The organism is Mariprofundus aestuarium, assembly GCF_002795805.1.
Classification (GTDB): Bacteria; Pseudomonadota; Zetaproteobacteria; order Mariprofundales; family Mariprofundaceae; genus Mariprofundus; species Mariprofundus aestuarium.
In genome coordinates, this window is sequence record NZ_CP018799.1 from 49,118 (window position 1) to 67,316 (window position 18,199).

At 52.8% G+C, this 18,199-nt stretch carries 18 protein-coding genes and 1 pseudogene; 9 read left to right on the top strand and 10 right to left on the bottom strand.

Annotation, left to right across the window (positions count from 1 at the left end; translation table 11 throughout):
- The first annotated feature begins 133 nt into the window (after nucleotides 1-133).
- Both Ga0123461_RS00265 and Ga0123461_RS12265 read left to right on the top strand, forming a co-directional pair.
- Complete coding sequence (locus tag Ga0123461_RS00265; protein ID WP_100276508.1) at nucleotides 134-1,252, top strand: carbohydrate porin; 1,119 nt, start codon at nucleotides 134-136, stop codon at nucleotides 1,250-1,252.
- Between the two features lie 265 nt (nucleotides 1,253-1,517).
- Nucleotides 1,518-1,682 (top strand): hypothetical protein, encoded by a 165-nt coding sequence (locus Ga0123461_RS12265; RefSeq protein ID WP_157819180.1) that lies wholly within the window; start codon nucleotides 1,518-1,520, stop codon nucleotides 1,680-1,682.
- Nucleotides 1,683-1,796: 114 nt separating this feature from the next.
- Here the strand turns inward: Ga0123461_RS12265 and Ga0123461_RS00270 are convergent, their stop codons facing one another.
- The 3 genes from Ga0123461_RS00270 to Ga0123461_RS00280 form a co-directional block, all read right to left on the bottom strand.
- Nucleotides 1,797-2,855, bottom strand: a complete 1,059-nt coding sequence (locus tag Ga0123461_RS00270; RefSeq protein ID WP_100276509.1) for a TolB family protein — start codon at nucleotides 2,853-2,855, stop codon at nucleotides 1,797-1,799.
- A gap of 143 nt (nucleotides 2,856-2,998) precedes the next feature.
- The gene (locus Ga0123461_RS00275) at nucleotides 2,999-3,361 is read right to left on the bottom strand and encodes a DsbA family protein (RefSeq protein ID WP_335645312.1); all 363 of its coding nucleotides are present in this window, start codon (nucleotides 3,359-3,361) and stop codon (nucleotides 2,999-3,001) included.
- Nucleotides 3,276-3,779 carry a PaaI family thioesterase gene (locus tag Ga0123461_RS00280; RefSeq protein ID WP_100276511.1) on the bottom strand — a complete coding sequence of 168 codons (504 nt, stop codon included), beginning with the start codon at nucleotides 3,777-3,779 and terminating at the stop codon, nucleotides 3,276-3,278. The genes Ga0123461_RS00275 and Ga0123461_RS00280 overlap by 86 nt, the downstream gene beginning before the upstream one ends.
- A 153-nt stretch (nucleotides 3,780-3,932) precedes the next feature.
- Here Ga0123461_RS00280 and Ga0123461_RS00285 point away from each other — a divergent pair, with 153 nt between their 5' ends.
- Nucleotides 3,933-4,388 (top strand): winged helix-turn-helix transcriptional regulator, encoded by a 456-nt coding sequence (locus Ga0123461_RS00285; protein WP_100276512.1) that lies wholly within the window; start codon nucleotides 3,933-3,935, stop codon nucleotides 4,386-4,388.
- A 68-nt stretch (nucleotides 4,389-4,456) separates the two neighbouring features.
- On the top strand, nucleotides 4,457-5,734 hold the full coding sequence (locus Ga0123461_RS00290; protein ID WP_100276513.1) for a PP2C family protein-serine/threonine phosphatase: 1,278 nt from the start codon (nucleotides 4,457-4,459) through the stop codon (nucleotides 5,732-5,734).
- Between the two features lie 18 nt (nucleotides 5,735-5,752).
- Here the strand turns inward: Ga0123461_RS00290 and Ga0123461_RS00295 are convergent, their stop codons facing one another.
- From Ga0123461_RS00295 to sppA, 7 genes are all read right to left on the bottom strand, one after another.
- Complete coding sequence (locus Ga0123461_RS00295) at nucleotides 5,753-6,301, bottom strand: TlpA family protein disulfide reductase (RefSeq protein WP_157819181.1); 549 nt, start codon at nucleotides 6,299-6,301, stop codon at nucleotides 5,753-5,755.
- Nucleotides 6,302-6,322: 21 nt separating this feature from the next.
- Nucleotides 6,323-6,793: a DUF411 domain-containing protein gene (locus Ga0123461_RS00300; protein WP_232710252.1), complete on the bottom strand. Its 471-nt coding sequence runs from the start codon at nucleotides 6,791-6,793 to the stop codon at nucleotides 6,323-6,325.
- Entirely contained in the window at nucleotides 6,783-9,956 is a 3,174-nt protein-coding gene (locus Ga0123461_RS00305) for an efflux RND transporter permease subunit (protein ID WP_100276515.1), read from the bottom strand. Before Ga0123461_RS00305 ends, Ga0123461_RS00300 begins: the two co-directional genes overlap by 11 nt.
- Nucleotides 9,957-9,983: 27 nt before the next feature.
- Nucleotides 9,984-11,423, bottom strand: a complete 1,440-nt coding sequence (locus tag Ga0123461_RS00310) for an efflux RND transporter periplasmic adaptor subunit (RefSeq protein WP_100276516.1) — start codon at nucleotides 11,421-11,423, stop codon at nucleotides 9,984-9,986.
- A complete protein-coding gene (locus Ga0123461_RS00315; protein WP_100276517.1) occupies nucleotides 11,420-12,757 on the bottom strand; it encodes a TolC family protein in 1,338 nt (445 codons plus the stop codon). Before Ga0123461_RS00315 ends, Ga0123461_RS00310 begins: the two co-directional genes overlap by 4 nt.
- Before the next feature lie 91 nt (nucleotides 12,758-12,848).
- Complete coding sequence (locus Ga0123461_RS00320; RefSeq protein ID WP_232710253.1) at nucleotides 12,849-13,268, bottom strand: hypothetical protein; 420 nt, start codon at nucleotides 13,266-13,268, stop codon at nucleotides 12,849-12,851.
- A 49-nt stretch (nucleotides 13,269-13,317) separates the two neighbouring features.
- The gene (gene sppA / locus Ga0123461_RS00325) at nucleotides 13,318-15,153 is read right to left on the bottom strand and encodes a signal peptide peptidase SppA (protein ID WP_157819182.1); all 1,836 of its coding nucleotides are present in this window, start codon (nucleotides 15,151-15,153) and stop codon (nucleotides 13,318-13,320) included.
- Between the two features lie 108 nt (nucleotides 15,154-15,261).
- On the opposite strand from sppA, the gene Ga0123461_RS00330 reads away from it, so the two are divergent.
- The 5 genes and pseudogenes from Ga0123461_RS00330 to Ga0123461_RS00350 all read left to right on the top strand — a co-directional run bounded on the left by Ga0123461_RS00330 (nucleotide 15,262) and on the right by Ga0123461_RS00350 (nucleotide 18,194).
- Complete coding sequence (locus Ga0123461_RS00330; protein ID WP_100276520.1) at nucleotides 15,262-16,029, top strand: undecaprenyl-diphosphate phosphatase; 768 nt, start codon at nucleotides 15,262-15,264, stop codon at nucleotides 16,027-16,029.
- Nucleotides 16,026-16,820: a prolipoprotein diacylglyceryl transferase gene (gene lgt / locus Ga0123461_RS00335; protein ID WP_418289170.1), complete on the top strand. Its 795-nt coding sequence runs from the start codon at nucleotides 16,026-16,028 to the stop codon at nucleotides 16,818-16,820. The genes Ga0123461_RS00330 and lgt overlap by 4 nt, the downstream gene beginning before the upstream one ends.
- A 126-nt stretch (nucleotides 16,821-16,946) precedes the next feature.
- A pseudogene (locus Ga0123461_RS12515) lies at nucleotides 16,947-17,414 on the top strand (protoglobin domain-containing protein); the annotation flags it as partial.
- A gap of 81 nt (nucleotides 17,415-17,495) precedes the next feature.
- The gene (locus Ga0123461_RS12520) at nucleotides 17,496-17,834 is read left to right on the top strand and encodes an STAS domain-containing protein (protein ID WP_257790609.1); all 339 of its coding nucleotides are present in this window, start codon (nucleotides 17,496-17,498) and stop codon (nucleotides 17,832-17,834) included.
- Between the two features lie 12 nt (nucleotides 17,835-17,846).
- Nucleotides 17,847-18,194 (top strand): STAS domain-containing protein, encoded by a 348-nt coding sequence (locus Ga0123461_RS00350; RefSeq protein ID WP_100276524.1) that lies wholly within the window; start codon nucleotides 17,847-17,849, stop codon nucleotides 18,192-18,194.
- The last annotated feature ends 5 nt before the right edge of the window (nucleotides 18,195-18,199 follow it).

Consider the following 18,199-nt stretch of genomic DNA (forward strand, 5'->3'; position numbering starts at 1 on the left):
AAACATGCAAGCGGCCCGCTTAGTGGATTGCCGAAGCTTGCAGCAGACCTGGGCGATGATAAATTTAACAAAGCTTTACAGGCAGTGTCGATCGGATGATCGATGGTGATCTCGGCTTAGGAGCAGTTATTAAATGAATTTAAAGATAAAGAAACATGGCCTGGTTTGTGCGCTTCTCGCCTGCTTTAGTGCAGCTCCGGCTCCGGCTCTGGCTGAAGATGGCGGTAGTGCAATTACAGCGGAGTTCAGCTATATCGCAGAGAGCGTGCGAAATTTTTCCGGAGGACTGCAGAAAGGTGTTAAAAATGAAGCAGCAGGTACTCTGGCTGCCACTATCGACCTTGAGAAGGCAATCGGATGGTCCGGCGCAACCGCCTATGGTGAATTTATCGTCAACCACGGAACGGATCCGAGCGGTTTACTCATCGGCGACTTCCAGACTGCCAGTAACATAGCTGATGGTAACCGTACGCGCCTGCAGCAGGCGTGGGTTGAGCAGCGGTTGATGGACGATGCAATCACCATCCTGGTTGGTACGCATGACCTGAACTCCGAATTTGATGTGTCCGAGTATGGTGGGCTGTTCACCAACTCATCCTTTGGCATTGGCCCTGAAATCAGTGGTAATGTGGCAACTTCGCTGTGGCCTGAAGCAGGTCTTGCTGCCCGGGTAGCACTGCAGTTGAACGATCAACTCTCCTTCCGTATTGCCGGTTATGACGGTGACCCTGCAACCAGAGGCTTGAGCGCTGCAGAGGGTTACCTCTACATCGCCGAAGCGGCCTATGCCAGCGAAGATGCTGCCTACAAGCTCGGCGTGTGGCGACACAGCAAGGCTCCGGTTCAGGGCGGCGGTACCGGCCTGACAGGAGGATACATCGTGGTCGACCAGCCCCTGATGGCATGGGATGGCGGTGCACTAGGCGTGTTCTTTCAGTATGGCCTTGCGCAGCGCTCTGCTGAAAACATCAAAAATTACCTCGGCGGCGGCTTGCATGTTAGTGGCCTGATTCCGGGGCGCGGCGACGATGAGGCAGGTGTTGCCGTAGCGCGGGCTGATTTCTCCAGTAATTACCGGACACTCAACGCCGGCTTCAAAAAGGCCGAGACCGTTTTTGAGCTGACTTACCGCGCCCAGCTATTTGACTGGTTGGCCCTCCAGCCCGCATTCCAGTATATCCTTTCACCCTCCGGCGATCCGGCACTGGCTAACGCCAAGGTTGGTATCCTGCGTGCAGAGGTAAGCCTGTAACGGCGAGAGCTACGTTCGTCACTATAAGGCAAGTCAGCGCCATCCATTACAGATTGATGGCCTGCGACAGGAGCAGCAAAAAAATATAAACGAGGCGGAGCAGCAATGCCCCGCTTTTTCGTTGCATCATGATCGTATGATAACCAATTGGGTAAACTCATTGAGTGGTGACTCGTTCAGTCATATGGATGACTTGCTGCTGACATAAGGGTGCCCCTTTTCTTCGTATCGTTTCTGTAAAACGAGTTAAGAAAAGGAGGAACTTATGTCACTTGATGCACTGAACCCCGATTCCGCACGATTTGAATTTATGAAGTGGGTAAGCGAGCACAATGCACATATTCCAATATCCGAGCTGGAGTTTCTGATCGGTATTCCTGCGCTTGGCACGGAAGATGAATGCGAATTTGAGGATGGCGATTGGTATTGATGCAAGATTTAACGCCGGGGCTGCATCGGCATCGTGAAGCGGTTGCCAATAGCGGAAATTTGTCTAACAAAAAAGGCCCCGATAATGGGGCCTTTCGAGAGGAGTCGTAGTGACTTACTTACCAGTATTTGTAGGCCAAGCGATGGTCCAGATGTGGAAGCTGTGAGATTTCACAGATTTAACCTGGTGCTGCTCGCGTATATCTTTGCTGATGGCACGATCGGAATGGAAGTAGATGAGACCGTCTTTACCCATGCGCGCCGCACCATCGCGAGCTTCATCAAAGGTGATCTGAGTCAGGTTGCGTCCGTCAGTGCCGATAGCCCATACATCCCATTGTGATTTACCCTTATGACGCATGTCAGCTTCGGCACGGTTAGAGGTAAAGAGGATCCACTTGCCATCAGCACTCCATGAAGGCTGTGTATCCACACTTCTGGCATCTGTAATCTGAACCAGATCGGAGCCATCGGTGTTCATGCGAAACAGGTGTATGCTCCGGCCAGCCTGCATGGAGAACACAATTCGGGTGCCATCTGGTGAGAGGGAAGGGTTAATGCCTTCAGTTAGAACCTGCTGGGATCCACCTTTATTGATACGAACAATATCTGTCGCAAAACCGGGGAATTCCCAGTTGTTAAAGGTGTCGAGCTTGGGCTTTTTCATTTTTGTATTTTTATAGTTCAGTGGCCTTGCCTGCACCACAATGATGGACTCATCAGGCAGCAGGACTGGCTGGGTAAGTGATCCGTGCAGGGACTGGAGCCGGCGCTGCATGCCTTCACCATCTGAAATCTTCTCCCACAGGCCGAGGCCGCCAGCACGCTCAGAGAGGTAATAAATATGGCCGTCATCCTTCCAGCCGACAGATTCCACTGTGCGCACGTCGTCAGTCACCATGTTGACTGGGTCACCATTTTCGGTGAGACGGCGGGAAATCCAGGTTTGCTTGCCCTGTTGTGACAGGGTTAGGAAATATTTTCCACCGGGTGCCGGCAGCGGGTACATTTCACTCTCTTTGTTTTCCAGCGTAAGCAGACTGGCTGCATCCGCAGGCTCAATAGCTTTCTTTGTCGAGTTAACCGTTGAGTTTAACCATTCAAGTGCATTTTCAGCCTGTGCGGCTGGGGCAGCTATCAATAACCCAAGTGAAATAAGTAGGATTTTTTTCATGTTTTATTGACCCCTCCATCAAAAGATGGTGCAGACTGCGCTCTTGAAAATAAATATTACATGGCTCGAAAATTAATTTTTTTTAATGTTTTTTTCGGCTTTCGTGCACCCAATGTTATTTTTTCAGGACAGTGATTTCGGGATTAGTTTGCCCGTTTGTTCTGTGTGTTGGAATGCCTGTTTCTTGAAAAAAATCGTAATTTGGATTTAGCTGCAGGCGCGTGCGAGGAGCTCCAAATGATCAACACCGAAGAAGAGTTCACGGCTGCAGGTGAAGTGTTGCCGGGTAACTTCATCAGCTGGGGCAGGTTAAGTGGCAGCCAGTTAATCTCTACCTGATGCTTCTGTGAAAAGCCTGGTAGCTGTGTCGCCGCCAAATAGCTGTACGGGCTGATAAAATCGAAATAGAAGTCGATACGCTTAGTCATCGTGATGCTCAAATGGTGCAACATAACCTTCCGGGCGTATGGCGACAGTATTGAGGATTCGTGTACAGACCTTGCCATCCTCTCTTACAAACTGCATCTCAAAGCAGGGGGTGGCCCGCCCGTTCTCTTTTAACTCTTTTTCAATCTCAAGAAACTGCCTCTCGTCAAAATCGAAATGGAGCTTGAGATCGGAGCTTCCCACTCGAATAAAATCAATCACCAGCTTTTTAGTCGCCACTCTGTAACCTGGAAACCTTTTCAGGCAGGCAAGTGCGGGTATCGGATCGGCAAGGCTGGCCTGATAGCCACCAAACATATTGCCCGCGGCATTGGCAGATACCCAGTTCAATGGCAGGCGAATACGCACGCTGCTCCAGTCATCTGCCAGCTCCTCTATCTTCACGCGCATCAGGAAGAAGGGGGGAAAGAGTTCAAAGCGCCTTCGGGATGAGAGGAAATGGAGCTTGGCTAGCAGGTGTAAGTTACTACGTCGCATAACATTTCTCCTCTCGCATCCGCATATTAGTGCCTATTAGAGACCAATGATTGCCACAAGGTCTCTAATGGGTACTTATGTCATTACGATCGTCTCTAATAGAAACTTACAATATATAGTAGGTTTCTTTTTGCAACCTGCTATATTGACGCCATGAGCAGCGAACAACCAGTATCAGCTTCGTGCCCCATCTCTCGCCTGTTGGATATTGCTGGCGAGCGGTGGAGTTTTCTCATTCTACGGGATCTGTTTAATGGTGTCAGGCGTTTTGATGGCCTGCAGAAAAACCTCGGTATCTCCAAAAAGGTACTATCTCAGCGTTTAAGAAGGCTTGTAGAGGCCGGATTACTCAGTCGAGTTCCCTATCAGGAGCGCCCTCCGCGATTTGAATATCGGCTGACTGCCAAGGGGCGCGACTTTTTCCCGGTGCTGGTGGCGATGCTTAGCTGGAGCAATCGCTGGCTGTTTAATCAGGGTGAGCAGACCACTGAATTGACCCACCTAGAGTGCGGGCATCCTCTGGATGCAAAACTTGTTTGTGGCCATTGCAATGGTGCGGTAACCCCTGCTCGCATCAAAGCCATAGACACCATAAAGCGTGAGCAATAGCACAGTAACCACAATCGTATTATCATACTCTCTTGCCCGAATGAGAAAGGCCATCAGGGGAATGGGAATTGACCAGCGAAACCGAGCTACTGGAGCATTTCAGAAAGGATAACGAACGTCTGCGTACAGCGTTGAAAATCAACCAGTTGATTGCTGGTGAGCTGAAGCTTGGCCCGCTGCTTAAACAGATCATGGAGATAACCCAGTCGCTGATGCAGGCGGAAAGCTGTTCACTCTTCCTGCATGATGAAACGAGTGGGGAACTTGTCTTCCACGCCTGCTCGGGTGAAAAAGAGAGCCAGCTCAAAGAGATCTGCAGGCTGCCGAAGGGCAGCGGTATAGCAGGTTGGGCCGCTGAAAACCTGCAGACACTGCGCCTGACGGATGTCTATGCAGACCCCCGCTTCAACTCCGAGTTCGACCGTGAAACAGGCTTTGTTACCCGCAATATGATCTGCACCCCGCTGATTGCACGCGGCAAACTGATCGGAGTAAGTCAGGTCATCAATCGTCAGGATGGCGACTTCTCAAAGGCGGATGAGCGACTTATGGAATCATTGGTTCAGATGGTGGCAATTGCCATCGACAATGCCCGCACCCACGAGCGCTTGATGGAACAACAGCTTCTGCAGCATGACCATGAGTTGGCCAAATCAATTCAGGAGTCGTTCCTGCCTAATGAAATGCCTGAGGTTGATGGCTATCAGGCTGCATTTCACATGAACTCCGCATTTGAAGTGGGTGGCGATTTTTACGATACAGTTCGACTTCCAGATGGTCGTTTTGCCTACCTGATCGGGGATATCTCCGGTAAAGGTGTGTCAGCCGCAATGATCATGTCCACCGTGCTCAGCGATATCCGCATGGAGCTGACGCATGGAGGCAGCGCTGCAGAAGTTCTCAACAGATTTAATCTTTCGCTGTGTAAAAAAGCCCAGAATGGCATGTTTGTCAGCCTTGTTCTGATGATCCTGAATCCGGAAACGGGAGACCTTGAGATTGCCAATGCAGGGCACCTGCCACCGGTGAACATTCTCAGCCAACGTATCTGGCAGCATGATGAAGCCTCAGGACCACCAGCAGGAGTGATCCTCGACGCCTGCTACGATTGCATGCGACTGGTTCTTGAGCCTGGCGAGATGGTGCTGCTCTATACCGACGGCATCACTGAGGCGCGCAATATCGATCACGAAATACTTGGGGCAGGAAGGCTTCTGGCTTGGTTAGGTGAGTGCCCTGACACTCCTGAGATGTGCATGGGGTACCTGATAGAACGCATCCGGCTGTTTACCGATCAGGCTGCCCAGAGTGATGACATCACGCTACTCATTCTGGGCAGAATCTGACGCAGTTAGTGCCGCAGCCTATTGCGCAGCATCAGGTGGTGGAACTTTGCCGGTTTTCTGAATCACCTTGAGAATTCCGATCAGTTCAGGAGAGGCCCACGGAAAAGCTCCTGCCACCTTTTCAACAACCACTCCATCCGCATTAAGGATGTAGGTTTCAGGGAACATGAATGATTTCAGGATTGACTTGGCGATCTTTATACCACCCTCATCCCAGAACATCGGAAATGTAACATGTTGTTCGCTGACGAATTTCTTCACATCTTCCAGATTGTTATCGACCGAGAGGCCGACCACGAGGAATTTATCTGCCGGCAGCAGTTGAGAGAGGCGTTGCAAGTCGGGCATCTCCTTACGGCATGGCGGACACCAGGTCGCCCAGGCATTGAGCACCACCACCTTGCCGGCAAATAGCTTCTGGCTGTCGACTATTTCACCAGAGAGCGACATCATCTGGAAAGGTGGCATCTTTTCGCCCTTCGTAGCTATCGGAGAGGCCTCATCACTACTACATGCGGAAAGCCCCATCATCACGGCCAGCATCAAAGAAAAAGAAACTGATTTCATACGAAACAACATTATAAACCCCTAGTAAGCGTGATAAATGGCACTGTTGCCATTTTTATCAAAACTTAAAACGTCATAACCTTTTGGTGGAAGACCCGCCGCCTGCATGCCGGGAGAGTGCATCGGCATCCCCGGTGCGGTGAGGCCTGCCACATCAGGGCGCTCTTTCAACAATCGCTTAACATCATCAGCAGGCACATGCCCCTCGATAATATAACCATCAATCAACGCGGTGTGGCAGGAGGCGAGTTTCGGTGCCACACCATATTTGGCCTTAATCGCGTCCATATCGCTGCTCAACTTTTCAGTTACCGTAAAACCTTCACCCTCCAAATGTTTGGCCCAGTCGCCACAGCACCCACAGTTCGGATCCTTATACATGGTTACTTCTGTAGCCATGACAGCATCCGTTGCATTGCACGATATCAGCAGCGCGGCAAAAGCTGAGAGTAGAAAACCTGCTAAGCGTCCTTTTTTATGATTACGTTTCATCACTGCTCCTGTTAATAAACTCGTCCTGAGAACTGATCGAAGTTGGCCCATGCTGCCATTGAAGCAGCAGGCCATAAACAACCGGTAATACGATCAGGCTGAGAATCGTAGTGCTAACCATGCCGCCGATCATTGGCGCTGCGATGCGCTGCATGACATCGGATCCCGTACCTGAACCCCACATAATGGGAAGCAGACCGGCAATGACCGCTGTTGCAGTCATTGAAATCGGCCGCACCCGCTTGCCAACACCTTCCTGCACCGCCTGCCAAAGGTCTTCATGGCTCAGTGAACCGGTTGCTTCCTCCCTTTTTTGCATGATGGACTGATCAATAAAGGTGAGTACCAGCACCCCGATTTCAGCTGCCACGCCGGCTAGTGCAATAAAACCAACAGCCACAGCAACAGAAATGTTGTAATCCAGAACCCAGACCAGCCAGAAGCCTCCGATCAGTGCAAAGGGAATTGAGAGCATCACCGTCAGCGGCGCAACGATGTTGCGGAAATTTAACCAGAGCAGCAGGAAAATGATGGCCAGTGTTGCCGGAACCACCATCTTCAGCTTATCTGCAGCCCGTTGCATGTACTCAAACTGGCCAGACCATTCCACCGTGTAACCCACTGGAATCTTCACACTTTCATCCACGATCTGTTTGGCCTCCCGGACAAAGCCGCCGATATCGCTGGTTTTGATATCGATATAGACCCAAGCGTTGGGCCGTGCATTCTCGGTTTTGATCGATGGCGGGCCGCGCCGCAACTGCAGATCAGCAACGAGTGACAACGGCACCTGTGCACCGGTCGGTGTAGGCACCAGAACACGCTTGAGTGACTGCAGGTTATCGCGCAATTCACGCGGATAACGCACACTCACCGGATAGCGTTCCAGCCCCTCGACTGTGGTGGTGACATTCATGCCGCCAATGGCGCTGGAGATGACATCCTGCACATCGCCGACAGTCAGTCCGTAACGGGCCGCCTCCTCGCGTTTGATATCGAAATCGAGATAGTAGCCGCCAGCCGCTTTATCGGCGAAAGAGGAGAGTGTATCCGGGTGGGCTTTGACTACCCGCTCAATATCCCCTGCCACATTCTCCAGCACATTCAGGTCAGGGCCGGAGACCTTGATGCCAATCGGTGTTTTGATGCCAGTAGAGAGCATGTCGATGCGCGTTTTGATCGGATATGTCCAGGCATTGGCAAGGCCGGGGAATTGAATCGCAGCATCCATGTCATCCATCAGCTGGCGCGTGGTTTTGGCAGAATCGGGCCATAAATTCCTCGGTTTTAGGCGGATTGTTGTTTCCAACATCGATAGCGGAGCAGGATCGGTTGCTGTTTCAGCGCGTCCAACCTTGCCGAACACCGACTCAACCTCGGGGAAAGTTTTCAGGATTTTATCGGTCTGCTGCAGCAACTCCCGCGCCTTGGTGATTGAGATGCCGGGGTAGGTGGTCGGCATATAGAGGATATCCCCTTCATCCAGCGGCGGCATAAACTCCGAACCGGTATTCATCACCGGGTAGGCAGTGAACGCCAGCAGAACCAAGGTCACCACCACGGTGAATGCACGCGCAGAGACCGCCAGCTGCAATAGTGGAGCATGCAGTTTTTTAAGCATGCGGTTCAGTGGGTTCTGCTCCTCCGACGGAATACGGCCTCGAATGAACAATCCCATTAGTACCGGAACCAGTGTCACGGCAAGCAGGGCAGCCGCAGCCATGGCCCAGGTTTTGGTAAAGGCAAGCGGTGCAAAAAGCCGCCCTTCCTGTGCTTCCAGTGTAAACACTGGCAGGAAGGAGACCGTGATAATCAGCAGGCTGAAAAAGAGCGCAGGCCCCACCTCTTTGGTGGAGGCCAGAATCGCATCCCAGCGCTCAGAGGTGGAAATGTTTTCGTTAGCCCGTTCAAGGTGTTTATGGGTATTCTCAATCATTACGATGGCACCATCGATCATCGCACCGATGGCGATGGCAATCCCTCCCAGGCTCATGATGTTGGCGGAGATGCCCTGCCACTGCATGATCATAAACGCCATCAGTATGCCGACAGGCAGCGAGATAATGGCCACCAGCGCACTGCGTGCATGCATCAGGAAGAGCAGACAGATCAGTGCCACGACAATTGATTCCTCAATCAGTTTTTCAGTCAGGTTATCCACTGCGCGTTCGATCAGTGCACCGCGATCATAGACCGGTACAACCTCCACGCCCTTGGGCAACCCTTTGGCCAGTTCATCTAGCTTGAGACGTACTTTTTCTATGGTGGCCTGTGCATTCTCACCGTAGCGCATGATCACAACACCACCAGCCACTTCACCTTCTCCGTTCAGATCAGCGGCGCCGCGCCGCAGTTCCGGTCCCAGGTGCACGTGCGCCACCTGCTTTAGAAAGATCGGCGTGCCGTGTGCATCTACACCGATGGGTGTGATTTCCAGGTCATGGATGGAGCGGATATAACCCAATCCGCGCACCATGTATTCGGTTTCGCCCATTTCGATCAGGCGACCGCCAACATCGTTGTTGCTGCGTGCAATGGCATGTTTCACTTTTGAGAGCGGGATGTTGAAGGCGGCCAGTGCATCGGGATCAACTTCGACCTGATACTGCTTAACGAACCCGCCGATGGAGGCGACTTCAGCTACCCCTTCGACCGTCTGCAGCGGATAAGAGATGTACCAGTCCTGCAGGCTTCTTAGCTGAGCCAGGTCGAGGTTGCCGGTTTTGTCGACCAACGCATACTCATAGATCCAGCCCACACCGGTAGCATCCGGGCCAAGCTTTGGTGAAACAGCGATGGGCAGTCGATCACGGGCATAATTCAAATACTCCAGCACCCGCGTGCGCGCCCAGTACATATCCGTTTTGTCTTCGAAGATCACATAGACCATTGAGAAGCCAAAGAAGGAGTAGCCGCGGACCACCTTGGTCTTGGGTACGGAGAGCATCGCTGTGGTCAGCGGATAGGTGACCTGATCCTCAACCACCTGGGGTGCCTGACCGGCATAATCAGTAAAGACTATCACCTGCACGTCGGAGAGATCGGGAATCGCATCCAGCGGCATGGCACGCATGGCCTGAATGCCCGCGATGACGATGATGGCGGTTGCAACCAGCACCAGAAAGCGGTTCTTAACTGCAGTCTCGATCAGTTTGTGAATCATGATTTTTTCACCGAGGAAAACAGTGCATTATTCATGGCCTGCTCCGTGCATGTGTGAATGATCAGGCGGACTGGCAGGCATCGGCCCTCCGTGATCCATCGGTTTCGACTTCGGGACTGGTTGCTCATTCATCTCCATCTGATCTAGTGCTTCTGCCGAATGGTTCATGCCGGAATCGGGAGTAGTAACCTGCTTGCCAGCTTCGACCATTTTGGCAGTGGCTTCTTTAAGTTTGGACTCCGAATCAATCAGGAACTGGCTGCTCGTTACCACCCTCTCCCCTGCCGCAATACCGGAAACAATCTGAACCTGACCATCGGCCTGCAGTCCCAGCACTACTTCACGCGGTTCGAACTTGCCCGGCTCCCGCTGCACAAACACCTGTTCACGCGCACCTGTTCGGACAATGGCCTCCGATGGTATGACCACCGCATTTACCGTGCGTGATGCCTTTAGTGTGATATTGGCAAACATATCCGGTTTTAGCATCAGGTCTGAATTATCGAACTCAATGCGCACCTTGTTGGTGCGGGTTTTTCCGTCCAGATAGGGGTAGATGTAGCTCAGCCGCCCCGAAAAAACACGCCCCGGCACAGCCGGAAGACGCATCTGGGCCTCATCACCGAGCTGCACCCAGGGCAATTCATCCTCATAGATATCGACCTGCACCCAGATACGGGAGAGATCGGCGACCATGTAGAGTTCCGTTTCCGGGGTGATACGGCTGCCTTCGCGGGCACCGATATTCATCACAATGCCATCGAAGGGTGAATGGATATGCAGTGCTTTGGGTACGATGCCACTGTTGCGGATCTCTTTGAGCTGGTGCTCCGGAACATCCAGCAATTTCAGCCGATCCAGCGAACTCTGCAGCAGTCGCTTTGCACCCTCCCTGACATCAGCAAACGGACTATCTTTCAGGTTCTGCCAGTTTTTCAATGCCAGAAGATACTCCTCGCCACTGGCCACCAGCTGTGGTGAATAGATCGCCAGCAGCATTGTGCCTTTACCCACCAGTTCACCGGTTTTCTGCACGAACAACTTCTCCACCCACCCCTCAACCTTGGGGTGCAGGCGGGCCACGCGCTGTTCATCAAAGGTAACGCGACCAACGGTACGGATGTCGCGGGAGATCGTTTTCTGCTCAGCAAGCACAGTGCGAACACCGATGTTCTGCACCACGGTTGCATCGATACTGACGCTGCCGGCAGTCCCGGAATCACGCTCCCCGTCAGCACAGATCGGCAGGTAGTCCATGCCCATCTCATCCTGTGTGAAAACCGGAGATGTGATGGCTGGATTCATCGGGTTGCGCCATGCAAGCACCTCATCTCCGCCAGAACAGGGGCCATCGGCATGATGCTCCTGCCTCCCATTGCCGCTCGTAGAGCTGCCCGGCAATAGATAACCAACAGACAAGCCCACAGTCAATACAAAGGCCATCATCATTAGATTTTTTGGATTCATTGGAGGCTCCCCATCTCATTTGTTTTTTCGTTGTGGCCAACGGCGCTATCGTGGACTGGACGCCGCGGCTCTTTTCCAGATGCCGCAGCCAGCCGGGCCTGTGCCTGACCGGCGCGGGCGTAGAGGTGCCAGTATTGAATATCGTTATTGAATTCGTTGAGGCGGGCACGAATCAGATTGAGGAAGTCGACCTTATTCACCTGATAACCCGCCAGCATGGATGCGGTGGTCTGCCGCGCCTGCGGAATAATGCCGTGCTGAAACAGGGACAATTGCTCAAGCGTCATGGCAAGCTCTGCCGCAGCAATATCAATCTCCGCATACACCCGGTTCACGGCATCCTGCCTGGAGAGGCGGGCCCGCTCTCTCTCCGCACGGCGTTGATCGAATGCACTATCCTGTTTTCCGCCAAGGTTAAATGGCATATTCATCGACAGGCTTAGCGATGCCAGATCGGGCCGCGATTGGCGGTTAACCGGATTGATGCTCTGACGGAAACCATAAGCTGCTCCCAGTTTGAAATCGGGGTAATAATCCTTCCCGGCCAGCGAGACCAAGGCATCGGCTGCCGCAATACGGCGCTCAAAACCGGCAAGCAATGGCCGGTGCTCTTCGGCCCAGACTTTCAAGCCTGCGATGTCGACAGGGGCTGTATCATGCTTTGGCAGGAAGTGAGGCAGAGCTATCGGCATAGCACTATCCCGGCCAAGAAGCCTGTTCAGTTCCGCCTGTTCCCGAACACGGTCCGATTTCAGAGAGAGCTCCCGTTCTAGCAGCTTGGATAGCTCCAGCTGTGCAAGCAGTACATCCTGCTGCAGCCCCGCACCGGTTTTGTACTTGGCTTCAGCCACCCGCACCAGGTGGCGCAGCAGTGTCTGGTTGCTCTGCAGCGTGGCCAGTGCCCGCTCCAGATAGGCAAGATTCCACCAGCGTATGCGCACATGGCTTACCAGCAGCAGTTGAAACTCTTCGGTGTCGCTACCCGCTGCTGCAGCCAGCTCTTCAGCGGCCTGTTGCCGCAAGCCAAGCTTGCCCGGGAAGGGCAGTGCTTGTGACAGACCCACCTGCATCTGGGTCATGTTTTCCTGACTTGCAGAAAATGAGTCGACGGGAAGATTCAATGCATTCAGGCTAAGAACAGGGTCGGGAAGGCTGCCCACCTGTGCCGGAATCGCGCGCATCGCTTCAGCCTGTTGGCCCTGAGCCTGCAGCCCCGGATGATGTTTCAATGCCAGTTGTTCTGCCTGCTTCAGGGTCAGCGGAGTCGCCGCAAAGGCTTGTGTGGTTAAGCTGAGAAGTACCGGCAACAACCAGCCGGTTTTGAGGACATGCATATCTGCCTCCTGCTAAAGAATATATGTGCGGACCGGAAACGGCAGCACACTCCCAAACCCACCGGGTCAGGGAATCAGCAAAAGGCGAGGGTCAAATACGGATGCGTTGTGTTGTGTTATAGAGAAGGGAGGAGCTTTTCGGTGGTCCGGTCGGCACCCGCGAAGTCAATCGCAGGGCGGGTTGAAAGACAGATATATCGTTCAGCGAATGCCCGATATAGGCAATGAACAGCATATCACCATGCACAGGTGATTGGACATTCTGTAGCAGCTCATCGGGTTGGTTACAATGCGAGCATGCCGATTGATTTGTACCTGCATCCAGCGCATCAGCCACCGGAGGTGCACAGTGGTCAGCACTCATATCCATGCTGTGAGATGCAGTGTGAGAAGAGGTGGGCGGCATGGCATGCGTAGCGGGCACCATCATGCAGAGTCCTGCGGCAAAAAGCTGCACAGCAAAAAGCCCGGAGATTAGCCGGGAAACACCTCGAATATGCAGTTTGCGCATGAACATAATTCGCACTGTACGTTTTAAATTATTAACAAACAATGAATGTTTAGGGCGAAACCTTCAGGTTACAGACAGTAAACAGCGCGGGCTGGTTGCTCGAAAAGGCAAGCAGTTGCCCAAGCTGTCTGACCTCCTGCAGCCATGGTGCTGCCTTTGTCACAGCCGTCATCCCTGTAAATGGATCGCCGCCCAGCACCTGCGTAATCATAGCATCTGCGCTGCCAAGCAGTTTCATCATCAGCATCTCCCTGAAGCTTTGCGGCGGCGTGATCCACACCGCAGAGTAGGATTCGACACCCGCATGCCTTGCTGCAGCTGCGACGGCATCGTCAAAGCCGCCGAGGCTATCGATTAGCCCCAGTCGCTTGGCATCCAAGCCTGTCCAGACCCTGCCCTCAGCAAGTTTCCCGACTTCAGCAGGTTCTATGCCGCGATCCGTTGATACCAGGCCCAGAAAACGGCTATAAACATACTGGACCGAGAGTTGAATGACCTTTTTTAGCTCATCAGGCAGTGGCCTGTCGGCTCGCACACCACCTGCAACTGAGGTTGTTCCCAGCCCATCACTGTGGACACCGAGCTTTTCCAGCCCCTTGCCGACATTAGCCAGCACCCCGAATGCGCCGATAGAGCCGGTAATCGTCGTAGGTGAGGCCCATATTTCGTCGGCAGGTGCTGCAATCATGTAGCCGCCAGAAGCCGCCATGCCACTCATGGATGCGATCACCGGCTTGCCCGCCGCCTTCAGTCGCAGAATTTCGCTGCGGATCATCTCTGAGGCCGGCGCACTGCCGCCGGGGCTGTCGATGCGCAACACCACCGCCTTGATGGCAGGATCGCGACGTGCCTCTGCCAACATCTCCAGCATCGAGGTGCTGCCAACACTGCCTGCCGGCTGTTTGCCATCCAGAATCATGCCACTGGCGGAGATAATACCGATTCGGTTATCCTGCATCGTTTCAGGCTGGTCGCCGATCACAGCAAGGTACTCCTTGAAATCAACAGACGGGTAATCGCCACTTTCAACACCCATGGCGCCTGCTATATAACTCTCAATACCGCCGGGGCTGGCCAGCTGATCGGCCAGTCCTTCTGCCTTGGCCAACTCGGCAAGGCTTCCGTTGTGCTGTGCCAGATAGAGGGAGGGGTGATCCAGCACCTGCTGTATCCGCTCCGGTTTGATATTGCGCAGAGCTGAGATGTCGTTTTTATACGCTGACCACAACTGGCCGAGAAGCACCTTATTGGCCTCACGGTCCTCTTTTGACATATCGTTGCGCACCAGTGGCTCAGCAGCTGCCTTATACTCTCCCGCCCTGAACAGCTGCACATCCACATCGAGCTTTTTCAGCGCATCCTTGAAATAGTTACGGTAGATGCTGAAACCCTCAATGGCCACAACCCCCAAAGGATCGAGAAATACCCGGTCGGCCGTGGCTGCAAGGTAATACTGGGTCTGGCTATAGTTGGGACCTACAGCCACCACCATCTTGCCGGATGCCTTGAATGATTCGATAGCGCCCCGCAACTCCTGCAGCTTAGGCAGGGCCGCCCCTCCCATCTCATCCAGCTTGAGCACCATCATGCGAATTCGCTCATCATCTGCAGCATGGCGAACCACGCGAACCAGATCGTGCAGGCGGGTCTGCTCTGGAGCCCCGAAACTGGACTGTAGTGGCAACAGCGAAGGGGCAGAAAACTCCAACTCCTCGACAATAGCCCCCTTGGGGTTAAGCACCAGCGCGCCACTCTCCGGCATCTGTGATTGCTCGGAAAATATAGCCACAATAAACAGCAGCACGAAGACTACGAAGAGGCCATTAACCAGAGTTCGACGCAATCGATCCAGCCAGGTCATTAATGTACTGAAGAATTTTCTCATAGTCTTTATCCCTTTTTCGGACATGTAAATGATATGGCTGAGCGTAGCAGTGTTGTTTCGAAAAAACATCACGTAGGGTAGCGCGACCAATACGTAAGGGTGGGATTAATGGATATATTACAGGCGATATGGTTGGGGCTGATTGAGGGTGCCACGGAGTTTCTTCCCATCTCATCGACCGGCCATTTGATTGTCGTCAGTCACTGGCTCGGCATTTCGCAAAACGAAGAGAACAAGGCATTTGAAGTCATTATCCAGCTGGCGGCCATCCTTGCCGTGGTTGCAAACTACCGCGAGAAATTCACATTCAAATACTTGGATCTGTGGAAAAAGGTGGTGCTGGCCTTTATTCCGATCGGTGTGGTCGGGTTTCTTTTTCACAAGCAGATCAAAGCGATGTTTACGGTTGAGACCGTTGCTACGATGTTCATCGTCGGCGGCATCGTTTTCCTGATTGTAGAGTATCTGCACAGGGACCGGGAGTATCCGACAAAACGCGTCGAGGAGATGAGTTACAGGCAGGCTCTGTGGGTTGGTATTGCACAGGTTTTCGCTCTTATTCCCGGCACCAGCCGGGCCGGCGCATCAATCATCGGCGCCCTGCTCGTCGGCGTTGATCGCAAGGCAAGTGCAGAGTTTTCTTTCCTGCTGGCACTGCCTGTGATGATGGCCGCCAGCGGTTTCGACCTGCTCAAGCATTATCAGGATTTCACCGGCTCCAACCTCATCGTGCTGGCTGCCGGTTTCGTCGTTGCCTTTGTTTCGGCCTGGTTTGTTATGCGGCTGTTCATCCGGTTTCTTGAACACTTCACCTTTATTGCCTTCGGCATCTACCGTATTCTCTTCGGTGCCCTGCTCTTCTGGGTGGTGCTCTGATGGTCTGGAGCGGCATCGATCCTGTTGCCCTGCAGTTGGGGCCACTGGCTATTCACTGGTACGGGCTTATGTATATCGCAGGCTTCTTCGCCACCTGGTACCTAGTTCGCCTGCAACTGAAGCAGACTGGACTGTGGGAAACACGCATCAGTCATGATGCTTACGAAGGTCTGTTTACCACACTGATTCTCGGCGTCATCCTAGGTGGCCGCATCGCCTATGTACTTTTTTACAATTTTGATTATTACATCGATCATCCGATCGAAGCGTTCTATATCTGGCAGGGGGGCATGTCGTTCCATGGCGGCATGGTTGGCCCGCTGGTAGCAGGCTGGTTGTACTGTAAAAAACATGACCTGCCATTCCTTGAGCTTTCCGACCGCTTCTTTACCGTGGCTCCGCTCGGGCTTATGTTCGGACGCATTGGTAACTTCATCAATGGCGAGCTGTGGGGTCGCACAACCGATGTCTCATGGGGTATGGTCTTTCCGCATGCCGGGCCCTTGCCGCGCCATCCCAGCCAGCTTTACGAAATGGCATTGGAAGGATTGCTGCTGTTTATCGTGTTATGGCTTCTGCGCAAGAAGGTGTGGCCTTCGGGCGCCCGTGTAGCGATCTTCCTGTGCGGCTATGCCGTAGCACGTATCTTCTGTGAGAATTTCAGGGAGCCGGATGAGCAGCTGGGGTTCCTGTTTGGCCCGGTCACTATGGGCATGCTGCTCTCATCAGCCATGCTGGTTGCGGGTTTGGCCTGGCTTGCTAAGCTGGATTGGAAAACTCCCAAAAATTAGCTGCTATGAAGTGATGTCGATCCTATAATAGTCGCAGTGGCACCTTTGTTGCTATATGTTTTATCCGGACTAGGGGTATCGAGAACTTAGTTCGGTCAACACCAGGCTTGTCGAGGGGAGAGGGGCATGACTATATCAATTGAAGAGTGGGAGCAACGCAAGGCCTTCGTGGGCTTTGGTGAAACGGAGGCCCAGCTGCTAAGCGAGCTGAAGGAGCTTGTTGTTGACCACACAGACGAGATTATTGATAAGCTTTATGCCAACTGGAGTGATTTCAAAGAGCTGCGAGAGTTGCTTAAAGGGCAAGACACCATTCAGCGGCTGAAAAGCACATAGAAGGATTATTTCAACCGCCTGTTATCTGGTGAGTATGGGCAATCCTACCTTGAGGATCGGATTCGTGTTGGTATTCGCCATCAGAGGATTGGCCTGGACGTCAGATGGTATATGGGAGCATTCTGTAATTATATCGATGCAGTGACTCCGCACATCTTCAGGCTGCTGGCTTCTGATCCAGAGAAGGCCCAGAAAACGATTCTTGCCCTGTACAAGCTGATCAACCTCGATGAGGAAGTTGCCATTACCAGTTACATCGATGCTCGAGAGGATGTGATTGCCAAACAACATGAGGAAATCCTTGAACTATCCACGCCCGTCGTGCAGCTGTGGGAAGGCGTGGTTGCGGCTCCGATTATCGGAACCCTCGACTCTCACCGTACACAGCTTTTCATGGAGCGACTGCTGGAAAGTATCGTAGAAACACGTTCACCCGTAGCGTTGGTCGATATCACAGGTGTTTCAGCCATTGATACGGCTACGGCCCAGCATCTTATCGATACCATTAATGCCGTGAAGCTGCTTGGAGCAGAGGTGATAATCACTGGTGTCAGCCCATCAATTGCCCAGACTCTGGTGCACTTGGGAATTGACCTTTCCGGCATCTATACACGTAGTTCTCTAGCCGACGGCCTGAAACAGGCGCTAGAGATGCTCAATAAAAGCGTTTCGCATTAACAGGAGCTACTTATGAGTGCCATTGCCATTTTGAAGCTTCGCGATGTACTGCTGGTCTCCATTCCGAGCGAACCTGATGATATGCTTATCAACGAGCTGCAGGAGGAGGTCCTCAACGCGCTACAGCGCAAAAAAGCAAAAGGTGTGATTCTTGATCTCTCTACAGTTGATATTGTGGACTCATTTTTTGCCCGCACCATTATCGATACGATGCAGATGATCAATTTAATGGGAGGCAGGACCATTCTGGTTGGTATGCTGCCCAGTGTGGCTATCACCGCCACACAGCTTGGACTTACATTCGAAAATATCGAAACCTGCCTTGATGTTGACACTGCTTTTCTGAGACTGGACCAATAAAAGAG